The organism is Paenibacillus taichungensis (assembly GCF_013359905.1).
In the GTDB taxonomy this organism is placed as follows: Bacteria; Bacillota; Bacilli; order Paenibacillales; family Paenibacillaceae; genus Paenibacillus; species Paenibacillus taichungensis.
The window spans coordinates 597,069-609,839 of the sequence record NZ_JABMCC010000118.1 but is presented as its reverse complement, the minus strand read 5'-3'; the positions used below and the strand labels follow the sequence as shown (position 1 = coordinate 609,839).

Annotated in this window: 9 protein-coding genes; 6 read left to right on the top strand and 3 right to left on the bottom strand. The window is 50.9% G+C overall.

From position 1 onward, the window contains the following. From HP548_RS25995 to nagZ, 6 genes are read left to right on the top strand one after another with little or no spacing between them, the layout of a single operon-like run. Entirely contained in the window at positions 1-870 is an 870-nt protein-coding gene (locus HP548_RS25995; protein ID WP_343054934.1) for a carbohydrate ABC transporter permease, read from the top strand. A 47-nt stretch (positions 871-917) separates the two neighbouring features. Continuing rightward, the gene (locus tag HP548_RS25990; protein ID WP_175383224.1) at positions 918-2,477 is read left to right on the top strand and encodes an extracellular solute-binding protein; all 1,560 of its coding nucleotides are present in this window, start codon (positions 918-920) and stop codon (positions 2,475-2,477) included. A 59-nt stretch (positions 2,478-2,536) separates the two neighbouring features. Next, positions 2,537-4,813: an Ig-like domain-containing protein gene (locus HP548_RS25985; RefSeq protein WP_175383223.1), complete on the top strand. Its 2,277-nt coding sequence runs from the start codon at positions 2,537-2,539 to the stop codon at positions 4,811-4,813. A gap of 39 nt (positions 4,814-4,852) precedes the next feature. Then, a complete protein-coding gene (locus HP548_RS25980; protein WP_175383222.1) occupies positions 4,853-5,635 on the top strand; it encodes a glucosamine-6-phosphate deaminase in 783 nt (260 codons plus the stop codon). Then, on the top strand, positions 5,632-6,789 hold the full coding sequence (locus tag HP548_RS25975) for an N-acetylglucosamine-6-phosphate deacetylase (protein ID WP_343054933.1): 1,158 nt from the start codon (positions 5,632-5,634) through the stop codon (positions 6,787-6,789). Before HP548_RS25980 ends, HP548_RS25975 begins: the two co-directional genes overlap by 4 nt. Positions 6,790-6,805: 16 nt before the next feature. After that, positions 6,806-10,240, top strand: a complete 3,435-nt coding sequence (gene nagZ, locus HP548_RS33490; protein ID WP_246318211.1) for a beta-N-acetylhexosaminidase — start codon at positions 6,806-6,808, stop codon at positions 10,238-10,240. Positions 10,241-10,480: 240 nt separating this feature from the next. Here the strand turns inward: nagZ and HP548_RS25960 are convergent, their stop codons facing one another. The 3 genes from HP548_RS25960 to HP548_RS25950 form a co-directional block, all read right to left on the bottom strand. After that, a complete protein-coding gene (locus tag HP548_RS25960; RefSeq protein ID WP_099859408.1) occupies positions 10,481-11,338 on the bottom strand; it encodes a type II CAAX endopeptidase family protein in 858 nt (285 codons plus the stop codon). A 291-nt stretch (positions 11,339-11,629) separates the two neighbouring features. Next, positions 11,630-12,349: an SDR family NAD(P)-dependent oxidoreductase gene (locus HP548_RS25955; RefSeq protein WP_076287992.1), complete on the bottom strand. Its 720-nt coding sequence runs from the start codon at positions 12,347-12,349 to the stop codon at positions 11,630-11,632. Between the two features lie 44 nt (positions 12,350-12,393). Then, positions 12,394-12,756: a winged helix-turn-helix transcriptional regulator gene (locus HP548_RS25950; protein WP_175383221.1), complete on the bottom strand. Its 363-nt coding sequence runs from the start codon at positions 12,754-12,756 to the stop codon at positions 12,394-12,396. Between the last annotated feature and the right edge of the window lie 15 nt (positions 12,757-12,771).

Genomic DNA, 12,771 nt, shown 5'->3' with positions numbered 1-12,771 from the left:
GTGAACTCACTCCGATTTTCCTGGTTTAACGTTGTGGCATCGCTGATCCTGCTGTTGGTTGTGGTGGTTACACTCTATCCGTTCCTTCATATGCTGGCGGTTTCCCTCAGCAGCAACGTAAACGTCATCCAAAACAATATTTCCTTTTGGCCCAAGGGCTTTAATCTGAGCATGTACAAATTGGTGCTGGGCGATCCGCAAATCTGGACGGCTTACCGAAATACGATCATTTACACCGTGCTTGGCACACTGATTTCACTGGTGGTCACCTCCACCGGAGCCTACGCTTTGTCCAGAAAAGACATGGCACTGCGTAATAGTTTCACGGTCTTGATTGTAATTACGATGTTCTTCAGCGGCGGGATGATCCCGACCTTCCTGGTGGTCCGTTCTCTGAATCTGGTGGATACCGTATGGGGCATGGTTCTCCCGGGTGCAGTTAGCACCTGGAACCTCATTCTGATGCGCACGTTCTTCTCAGGCATCCCCAAAGAGCTGGAGGAATCGGGACGGATGGACGGTTTGAACGATATTGGAATCTTCATACGTATTATTGTACCGCTGTCCAAGGCATCCTTTGCCACGATTGCCCTGTTCTATGCCGTGGGTATGTGGAACAACTTTATCTTTCCGCTGCTCTATCTACGGTCTCCCGATTTGTTTCCGCTCCAGGTGCTGCTGCGTAATCTCGTGTTGGCCGGCAGCGCAAGCTCAGGCGACGTAACATCCATTGGGGGAGATAATCTGGTGGTGGAGGAATCGCTCAAGTATGCGACCATTATGGTCTCAACCCTGCCGATTCTGGTCATCTATCCGTTCGTACAGAAGTATTTCGTCAAAGGAGCCATGGTTGGTGCTGTCAAAGGTTAAGTGAGGCAAGAAGTGCACCGCGAATTCAGATTAAGGGAGAGAAGCTTATGGGCAAATGGAAATCGGTAATACTTCCCCTGCTGATTGCAGTAACGATGGTGGCAGGGTGCAGTGGCGGCAAGGGTGCCGACCCGCAAACAGATACCAAAGGAAACGGTACCGGAATAACCGATAACTCCACCGGGGCGGGAAAGACCTTCACGGCCCTGCTGGACAACAATGCCACTTTTCCTTATTCCAAGAGCTGGCCCATTTGGAGCTGGTTAAAGGAAAAGACGGGCGTCACGCTGGAAGTGCAGACACCTTCCGGCAAGCTGGATGAGAGCCTGAACCTTGCGATTGCCTCCAAAGCGCTGCCTGATCTGATGTATATGCCTAATCGCAAAGATTCGAACAAGTTTGGTCAGCAGGGCGCGCTGGTAGATCTGATGGAATATATGGACAGTATGCCGAATCTGAAGGCATGGATGAAGCAATATCCCGAGGAAGCGAAGGCTGCCCTGTCCGCCGACGGTAAAATGTATATGTTCCCCAATCAAGGCTTCGGCGAGACGAATCGTATGATCTGGATGTACCGCAAGGATGTTTTTGACAAGGAAGGCATTCAGGTTCCAACAACTTATGAAGAGTTGCATGCAGCGCTGAAGAAGCTGAAGGAGAAATACCCGGACAGTTACCCGCTCTCGATCCGCTACGGTCAGATCCCGGATGAGATGAATGCCAATATGACGGTGAACTACGGAACGGGTGAGGGTGCCTACTATGATTTTGACCAGAAGGAATGGCTTTATGGACCGACTGAAGACAACTACAAGGCCATGGTAGGGATGTGGAAAAGTTTTTACGATGAAGGGTTGGTCCCGCCCGATTTCTTATCATTGCAAACTAAGCAGTGGCAGGATATGGTCTCGACTGGAAAATCATTTGTAACCATTGATTATATCAGCCGGATTGACTTTTTCAATAATGCCATGCAGCAGGAGAATCCGGAGTTCAACATGCAGTTTCTGGCCCCTCCGGCAGGCATTTCAGGCGGCAAACAGCTGAATCCGTATTTTCATTATATGGAAGGCGGATTGACGGTGGCCTCGACCTCCAAGAACATTGATGATGTGATGAAGTACATGGACTTTTTCTATTCTGAGGAAGGACGTACGCTGAGCAGCTGGGGTGTAGAGGGAGAGACCTTTATAAAGGAAGGCGATACGATCAAGTTCAAGCCGGAGTATAACGATGTCATTGAAATGCGCAAGCAGACAGGGCTTCAGACCAGCGGGACCTATACCTGGATTGATTTCAACGCGCACTTGTCGCTGTTCTCGGACGATCTGAAGCATGCCTATGAAGAAGCGGTCAAATATGATCCTCCCGCAATGCAGCCAAGACCTGCTTTTAAAGAAGTGGAAAATGAGGTCATATCCATTACCGGTCAGGCGATTAAGAAGCACCGTGACGAGAGTTTTGCCAAATTTGTTACGGGTTCCCGGAGTCTGGCGGATTGGGAGAAGTATGTAGAGGAAATCAACAATCTTGGGGTAGATAAGCTGCTGAACACCTATAAGGAAGCGTATGACCGTGTTCAGAATGTTCAGCTGAGCGCGAAATGAGCGAATGTACGGCACAGGAATCCTAGACCATTACAGAATGGCAAAAGGAGGCTTCGCTTATGAAAAAGCAGCATCTGCGTGTGTACTCCGGATTCAAACTGGGATTGTTTCTGTTGATCTGTATGGTGACGATTGGAATAGCTGTCCCTGGCAAGGCAGAAGCGGCGGGTTCAATTTCACTGGACGCGCCTGCGGGCGGGTATGTGTCGGATGGAGGGCTGGTGGAAATTGGGGGCAGTTATACCGACTTGTATGACATTCGACTATTTGTGGACGGAACGGCTCAATTCGAAGTGGTATTAAATGATCCGGATGGGGATGACAGCGGCACATGGTCTTATATGCTGGATACCTCAGCTTATAACGGGACCGTGGAACTGGTGGTTCGTGGACTGGATACGTCCACCCGTTACGGGGTATGGGGAGCGGCTGCCGTCCTTACCGTTAATAACCCGGCAGGTGCTGTTCCTGTAGTAACCATCACTGGACCATCTGAGGGCGTTTCTCTTAGCGGCCAGGTGGAGATCTCTGTCGAGACCAGCTCTCCACTTCCGATCATGCTGGTAGAGGTTCGGGTGAACCGCGGGCCATGGGAGGAAGCTGTTCAGCAAGGTCCTGCATATGTATACACCTGGGACACGGCGGGACTTGGCGATCGCACGGTCAGTCTTGAGGCCAGAGCGGCCAGCGCACCGGAGCGTTATGGTTATAGCCCGACGGTGTATGCTCAGGTTGGAACCGGGACGCATGAGACTGCCGTACCTCTTCCTGTACAGGAGCGCGCTATGTGGATCTGGGAACCGGAAAGCTATAAGCTGCTGCTCAACCCTGGATCGCGCCAGGTGCTGGAGTCATTCATCACCGATACGCAGACATTCGGCCAAACACCGGTCCAGACGCTTTATCTTGCAGTAGGCGGTTATGCCGGATACGATGCACTGGAAGCGCAGGAAGTCGAGTTGCGTTCTTTCGTGAGTTGGGCGCACAGCAAAAATTTGCAGGTGCATGCGTTAATTGCAGGCGGCACTACGCCGGCCTATATGGGCGCTTACGAGAAGTATCACCATCATGCTGTGCAGGAAATGGAGCAGGTGATCAATTACAATCTTGCAGCGGGGGATACGGAGAAGTTTGACGGAATCAATGTGGATATTGAGCCTTATATCTCTCCCGACTTTAAAGACCCAAGTCATTTCCTGCAGAAGGAATACCTGGATGGCCTGCAAAAGATGATTGATCGCCGGGATACCGCAGGTATTTGGCTTCCGTTCGGTCCTGCTGTTCCCAAGTGGTATGACACATCGGATCAAGCAGCGAATATTTCATGGAATGGCTCCAACAAATGGCTGTCTGAGCATGTTCAGGATATCTCTGATTATATCTCCATTATGGATTATCGGGATACGGCGGATGGCTCCGCTGGCATTATTGCCGGGGCTGCTGGAGAGCTGGCTTATGCGGATCAGATCGGTAAGCCGAATTCCGTGGTGATTGGTGTGGAAACGCTGGATATCGCCAATAGCGGAGACCCGGAGACCATTACCTTCTGGGAGGAGGGGCGTACCCACATGGAAGCCGAGCTGGATAAGGTATATGCAGCTTACGGGCAGAGCAGCGCCTTTGGCGGTATTGCCGTCCATCACTATGATTCCTACCGGGCACTTCCTTCTTATTGGGGGCCGGGCGGTGTAGTTTGGACAGCGCCGGATGATCAGGAAGCTCCTTCCGCCCTTTCAGGGGTTCCTTCCATTGAGGCGACTGATTATCAGACTGTACATCTGAATTATGGAATGGCTTCGGATAACATGGAAGTGGAACGCTATGTGATATACCGAAGTACCGTGCAGGGGTTCACGCCTGTCGCTGCGGATATCGTTGGACTCGCCCGCGCCCTGAATTACCAGGACAAGGGACTGCTGCCGGATACGACATACTACTATCGTATTGCGGCGCGTGATCTGCGTGGCAATATCGGGCCTCTCACCGATGAAGTGTCGGCGACCACTGGCAGCACCGCATTGAAGGCATTGATTGTAACGGACATGAATCTGGTCTATGGCGGATCAGGGGTATCCGTCACCATGAAGGTCAGAGATTATGATACAGGCGCAATAATTTCGGGGGCGAAAGTCGAGGGGAGATTTACTTATTCGGCGGGGCGTTACACCAGCGGGACAACAGGAATGGATGGGAGTGTGGCGCTTGTCTCGGAAGCGGTGGGACCGGGCAGACAGGTTGGTTTTGAACCGCGGAGAATCCGTTACAATGGCTATTACTACGCAGCAGGTCATGATTCGCCGCATACAACGCTGCTGATGTTGAATGCCGGCAATTAAACAAGCAGACGAGAAGTGGCTTGAAGGAGGAGGAAGCACATGAATGTGAATGACTTGGTGGAACCGCTCAAGACTCATAACGTTGAGCATATGTCTGTGCAGGTTTATACTGATCGGAATCAGATGGGAGCAGCGGCTGCGGCTGCGGTTGGGGCCAGATTAAGACAGCTGCTTCAGGATTCGGAGCGTCAGGTACGCATGGTGTTCGCTGCTGCTCCTTCGCAAAACGAATTGTATGAAGGTCTGGTACGGGAGCAAGGTATCGATTGGTCAAGGGTCTGTGCCTTTCATATGGATGAATATATGTATCTGCCGCCAAAGGCTCCCCAGCGATTTGGTCAATATTTAACGGATCGGCTGTTCAGTCGGGTGCAGCCTGGGCGGGTGGAGCTGTTGGATGGGCTACAAGATGTGGAGCAGGAGTGTCAGAGATATGGAGACCTGCTACGTGCGGCTCCTATTGATATCGTCTGCCTCGGTATCGGAGAGAATGGGCATATCGCCTTCAATGATCCGCCTGTTGCCGATTTTGAAGATTCGAGAATCGTCAAAGCGGTAAAACTGGACGAAGCTTGTCGCCGTCAGCAGGTGAACGATGGGTGCTTTGCCCATCTGGAAGATGTGCCTGCGGAGGCGTTGACCCTGACTGTGCCAACGTTGATGGCTGGAAGGGAGCTGTTCGCAATTGTACCGGGAGCATCCAAGCGGCGTGCACTTGCGGCAGCTTTACATGATCCGATCAGCACGGCATGTCCTGCCACTATCCTGCGTACACATCCCGGAATCACGATGTTCACAGACCGGGAAGCCTACGGCCTGTGAGCGTGTCAATGATCGGGAAGCACTACAGAACAGGGCTGCCCATTGAGGTCGGGATCAGAGAGGGACGTATCACTGCTGTTACTGAACTTGAAATGTCGCCTCCCGGAGATTGCCTGCCCTGGCTTGCGCCTGGACTGGTGGATTTACAGGTGAACGGCGGATGGGGGCTGGATCTGAACACAGCCCCGCTATGTCCAGATACGGTAGTGCAGCTGACCCGGAAGCTGAAAAGCCAAGGTGTTACAAGCTTTTGCCCGACGTTGATTACGAACAGTTCCGTAAGGTTGGCTGAGGCGGCCTCCGTCATTGCAAAAGCCGTTCGGCTGAACCGGGATGCGGCCGAGGGAATTGTGGGCATTCATCTGGAAGGTCCATTCCTCTCGCCGGAGGATGGCCCACGCGGCGCCCACCCAAAGCAGCATATTGTTCCCCCTGATTGGGAGGCGCTCAGCCGTTGGCAGGATGCCGCCGATGGATTAATTCGCATCATTACCCTTTCCCCGGAGTGGCCTGGTTCAGCTTCATTTATTGCCCGGTGCTGTGAATCCGGCATTCTTGTCTCGATTGGACATACGGCAGCAACGCCAGAGCAGATCAGGGAAGCGGTCTCCGCAGGAGCATTGATGTCTACACATCTTGGTAATGGTGCACACCTGATGCTTCCTCGTCATCCGAACTATCTGTGGGAGCAGCTGGCAGCCGATGAGCTGTATGGGTGCATGATAGCGGATGGTCATCATCTTCCGCTGTCTGTGCTGGCTGTAATTCTTCGGATGAAACGGAACCGCGCCATTCTTGTCAGCGATGCCGTCTCGTTGAGCGGTATGCCACCAGGTTCCTACCACCTGCATATCGGTGGAGATGTGGTATTGACGGCGGAAGGTCGGCTGCACCTTGCCGGCCAGCCGGAGCTGTTGGCTGGCTCGGCGATGATGCTTCCGGATCAGGTGGGGTATCTTGTGGAAGCGGGGTTGTCCGGGCTTCCCGATGCCTGGGACTGTGCATCGGTGCATCCGGCCCGGCTGCTTGGGCTTGAACAGGCTGCTGGCCTTGAGGTCGGAGCACCCGCCGATATCGTTAGCTTCAACATGGATGGTGGAAAGTTAAGTGTCTTGCAGTGCTGGAAGAATGGCCGGATCAGTCCACAGAGCTGAGAATAGGAGGAGAGCGATGCAGAGCTTGATACCACAACCGAAGCAGATTGCAGCGAGCGAAGGAGAAGCCTTGCGACTGAATGGCGAGGAAAGATGGAGTCTTTTCATGGAACAGGATGATCCCAGATTGGAAATTCATTGTCGCCGGGCATTTCCGGGGATGGAATATACATGCTCCAGAATAGAAAAGGGATATTTGTTAATAATCGAAAGTCTCTCAGGGCAGGAAACGCAGCAGGTAGTCGATGAGGAACATGGAGCCCCTGCCATTCATGAAGTCCTGGGAACACAACAGAAGAGCCCGACCATCCCTAGTTTCAGTTCGTTTATTCAACAAGACAGAACGGATCTGACTGGGTTGGACGGACGTCCACAAGGGTATAAGCTGGAGGTGTCGGCCGGAAGGGCTGAAGTCTACGCACTGGATGCGGCGGGTCTATTTTATGGATTGCAGACATTGGTACAACTGAATGGACCCGATGGGGTTATCCCGGCGGTGTCCATAACCGACTGGCCGGATACACCTATGCGGGCAATGAACTTTGACCTGCGTCAGACGTTCTCCAAGCCGGAACTGTTGACGAAGTATTTGGCTGAATTCGCCCGTTATAAGACGAACGCGATTTTGATTGAATATGAGGATAAGTTCCCATTTCAGTCGCATCCCGAGTTCGCACATCCAAAACATGCGTTAAGTCGTTCACAGCTGGAAGAATTGAAGCGGAGCGCCCACGATCACTTTATAGAGATTATTCCGCTCCAGCAGAGCTTTGGACATCTGGAATATGTATTACGCCACGAAGGTTGGCGGCATCTTCGCGAGACAGAGCAGTCCACCGGGGAGATCTGCCCATCGCATCCGGAAACCTTTGGGTTGATAACCACTTTACTCGAAGAGATGATCGACGCCCACCCGGATTCGCGTTATATTCACCTCGGGTGTGACGAGGTCTACAGCCTATGCGAGTGCGAACGCTGCAAAATCGAGTTTGGAGGCGTGCGGGAACGAGCTTTTATCGCCTTTTTGAACCGTCTGATTGCATTTACGGCAGAACGGGGAAAGCAGCCGATTTTCTGGCATGACATGCTGGATAAATGCCCGCCAGAGGAACTGGCTAAGCTGGATCGGCGAAGTGTCGCCATGATCTGGATCTACAACGGGCGCAATATCGAAGCGGAAGTTACTTCGCATGCCAATAAATTCAGGGCGCTCGGCATTGAAGTTATGGGGGCGCCAGCAGTCCGCAGCTTTGATTGGGCAGAACATCAGAATTATCCGGTACTGCTGAACCGGACAGACAACTTGCTTCAGTGGGCAGAGACGGCCGACAAACTGAATCTTGGCTGTGTAGTTGCTACCAACTGGACGGGGCCTTTCAGCCTCGGTGTTCCATATGGTATTTTCGAAACAACCTGGTACCCCATGCTGCTGCACGCGGATTTGGCCTGGAACCGAAAGGCGAATACCACCACCTTCATCGACCGATTTCTGGAACGGTTTCATGGCATTGATTCTGTTACCGGACACAACCTTCTCGGCAATTATAGGGTAGAGGATTATTATGATGTGATCTGGAAGCTGATGGACGAAGTGCGGGAGCACAGGGAAGAAGCGGAACTGATTGCAATCATGCATGATTTTGAGGTGGCGACAGATCGTTCACGGGCGATCCATAAGTATGCTTACCGCTGGGAGCTGTATCCCGGAGACGATGCGGAGTGGCGCTCACTCCATAACAATTATACGAGAAACCGCCGCGGGCGTGAGGGGGTCCTACCTCGGATGAAGGCTGCGCTGGAGCGTTACCAGCCCTCTGATATGGCGGAGCACTTTGTGAAATCGAGGTTCTATCTGCATGATTATCTGGAGCGCACGCTCTATCAAGAACTGGGTCTGAACGCGATCCATACACAAACTGATCTGACGGCAATGAGTCTGGAAGACAAAATAGCCCTGATGTGCGTAGTAGGCACACCATCGACTCGGGCCGAGCCGGAGTTTCGCGGCAGAATGGCACAGCACCGATTTGGGGGCATCGGCATCTTTCCCCATAATATTGAGAGCGAGCAGCAGACACATGCGCTACTTGCAGAAGTAAAGAACATAGCCGAAGATATCGGGAGCCTTTTGCCTTATTATGTTTCGGTAGATGAAGAGGGCGGCACCTTGTCCAAGTTTAAGTCCTTTTTTCCCTATGTCCCTGGCAACCGGGCAGTCGGGTTAAGTGAAGATCCGGAAGCCGCTCTTTTGCTCGGTAAAATCATCGGCAGTGAGCTGCACTCGCTTGGTATTCCCATGAACTGGGCACCAGTGCTGGATGTGAACACGCATATAGATAATCCGGTTGTGGGTGTTCGCTCCTTTGGAGAGGACCCGCAGCTGGTGGCCCAATTCGGCCGCGCCTATATTCAGGGGATGCATGAAGCGGGAGTGGCCGTGACGGCAAAGCATTTTCCCGGCCATGGGCAAGTGAGCGGAGACTCGCATATTGTTCTGCCCGAATGTGAACTGACGATTGAACAGTTGATGGAGGGGCCATTGCTTCCATTTGTTGAGGCAATTCAAGCCGGGGCGGATTCAATCATGATGGGGCATCTGGTGTTTCCTAACATTCCGGAATCCGGCGGACTTCCAGCCTCACTCAGTCGTTTTTTTGCCACGGAACTGCTGCGGAAACAGTTGGGCTTTACGGGGGTGATCTGTACCGATGACATAGAAATGGGGGCAATTCGCAAAAATTTCAGCCCGGAAGACGTGGGTGTGCTGGCTGTTCAGGCGGGGAACGATATGATCCTGATGTGCCATACGCCGGAGTTTCAGAGCCGGGTCATCGCGGGTATTCTGGCCGCTGTAAGGGATGGGCGCATTCACGAGTCGCGAATCGACGAGTCGGTTCTTCGTATTCGGCAGCTGCATGACCAATTCCGGATGTACCAGGCGTCTGCACAGCCGATTCCCATAGAGCAGTGGGGAGAGGCGGCACTGAAGCTGGCTCGTATGACTGTGAAAGTTAGCCGAGACCCGCAGGGTTTGCTGCCACTCAAGGATTCGCTGAAATATTTGCTGATACTGCCGCAGCAGGAGCAGCTGACTCAGGCCGATAATAGCGGTTCTGCGGAAATCAGGTTAGCCTCCCAATTGAAGGATGAAGGCTTGGCTGTGCAGACGTGCTACTGCGCGATGAAGCCCGATGCCGAACAGATAAAGTCCCTGATACAGCAAGCTGCTGATGCGGATGTCGTTATCCAGGGCACCCTTAATGCCCATCTATTCACAGGTCAGCTGGAACTGGCGGAGGCCTTGGCTGCGGTTAAGCCATTGCTGAATCTGGTGCTGCGCAATCCCTATGATGACGCCGCACTGCCACAGACAGCCGGATGCATTCTGTTATGTTCAACCTCCGATTATTCACTGCGGGCACTGGTGGAATGCATGACAGCATCAAAGTGACTTGTCAGTGATGAGCTGTTCAATAGGGAAATGAAACATATCTAAAAGCACAAAAGCTCGCATGTACTTTGCCAGTATTCATACTTACAAGCGATCTAGTCTGAAAGTCAAAGATAAACGATAAAGGATGAAAAACCGAAAAGCCCGCTACGTTGCGGGCTTTTGTCATTCTTAAGTTGGATGTTTTTCCTTAAAACATATTTTCATCATTGCTCCGAATTTGGATTCAGAGATTTTTTCTTATAGCTGTCTTATGACAAGAGGCTTTCTCGACATCATCCATGCTGCAATCAGCAAGGCGAGAGCCACTAATATTCCGGATTCTCCAGTCCATAGCAGAACGTTTTTGCCACTGGAAGATATATCAAAGGCATCCTGGATCACGGCATTCCAACATGCATGGAGGAGAATTGCAGGCCATATGCTGCCCGTTGTTAAGCGCAAGCGGCTGATCAGATAACTGAACGAGGTCACTGAAATCATAAACAGGATAACCGATAAGGCAGGATACGGACCGGAATAATAATCCGCAAAAAGCATTACGGGAAGGTGCCAGACACCCCAAATAATTCCGCTCGTCAGCACGGGTCTGGGTATACGGGCGTCGATTAGTCGAGTGAGCATATAGCCCCTCCAGCCGAGCTCCTCTCCTGAACTGCTGATTATACCGATTGCAGTACCCACAAACATTTGAAAAAGTATTGTTCCTGCAAGGATAACACCAGATGGGCCTTCAATGAATGAGTCCGGTGTAACATACTGAACTAGCCCCGTAATCCATGCGATTCCATAAGCAAATAAACCAATAACAACTGGAAAAAGCAAGATGAAAGGCAATGACTTCACTGTCTGCTTCCCACCAAACCGCAAGGAAATATCCGAGATGCCTTCGCGAAGTACTACACGGGCGAAGATAGAGGACAAGCCGGGTGTCCACATGAGAAGCAGACCGAAAATCGGTGCTTTCATGATCAGTACATAACTAAGGATGGAGAGAGGGATGAGCACGGCAAAGAAAACGAGCAGTCCTCGCCTGGCTTTTTGGACTTTTTCCTCCTCTGATCTCGTGCTGGGCATGGTGCTGAAATTTGTTCTCATTGTGATAGCTCCTTTTATCAAAATATGTATATCGCTTTGCAGTATAGCAGTGGATTTACCATAATCAGAACAAACTCAAGCCCAGTCTTTGTCCAAGACCCTAGCCCAGTAAGGACAGGACTAAAGTATAGTGACGTTTTTTTTAAATGAAGTGAATTTAAGCATCTTTTAGTCCATTTTATAAAATGTTAACTACCTTATTGCAGCACAAAGAGCACGTTTCAAACGCGCTCTTAATGTTTGTTTGTCTCTGGTTGTCACGGAGTTTTATTAATCCGTTTTGAATCTTAATTAAGCGTTCAAATCCGTAATTGCCGGAATATTAATTTCTTTTACACAGGCTGCATTGGACAGGCTGACGATGCATTTTACGATAGAAACCATGTCCTGAAGAGGGATGCGTGTACCATTATATTCGGAAAGAGCGCGGTCAATGCCATCTTTATATGGAACTTCGGCTGCGAGTTCTCCCGGGTTGATACACGTAACCGCGATTCGGTCTTTTCTTGTATGTTCTCTCAAGGCTTCTGTAACCCCACGAATGGCAAATTTGGAGGCCACAAAAGATACCTGAGTACTGTTCGCATTGCTCAGACCCGCAGTCGAGCCAATAAGAATGATTTTGCCTGCTGTTGATTTCCTAAGGTGGGGCAATAATGCCTGAATGCTTACAATAGCAGATGTTACATTCACATGAATCAGATTACTGATGTCGGCGGGGGTGTCATTATCGAACGTATAATGGTCCTCGAAACCCTCTTTTTCCCAAATGCCCACATTGTAAATGAGAACATCCAAAGTCTCGTTCTGAAGCGCATCGCAGATCTGTTCGGATGCATGGAGCTTAGACAGATCTGCCTGTATCCATATGCGTTCTACTCCATCGTCTAGTTTCAAGTTATCAGGTTTCGTGCGAGACACGACCCAGACTTTATCACCTTGCTCAGGTACACCCCTGACAAATGCATCTCCTAATCCTTTGCTAGCACCGAATACAAGATAGTTTTTCAATTTAAGTGCTCCTTCTTCTCAAAGTGTCGGCTAAAGATTCCAGCTCAAAAAGCAGGCTCTTTATTTTCCAATAGTATAATGTCTTCTCCTTGTTGTTGCCTTAATGCTATATTTTCCCGCCCCCATGTGCACATCACATCCACGATCTTGTTGGCGGTTACTCCATACTCTGTAAGACTGTATTCGACTTTGGGCGGCATCTGTTGGTAAACATGCCTTCTGACAAGGCCGTCTCTTTCAAGCTCGCGTAATTGCTGGATCAGGACCTTTTGCGAGATACCGTCTATACTGCGCTGTAACTCGCCTGTCCTTTTCACACCAGACATTAATAAACATATGATTAGCGCTTTCCATTTGCCGCCAATAATTTCGAGTGTCGCTTCGATTCCCAGGTTATATTGCTTCATGACATATCACCTCGT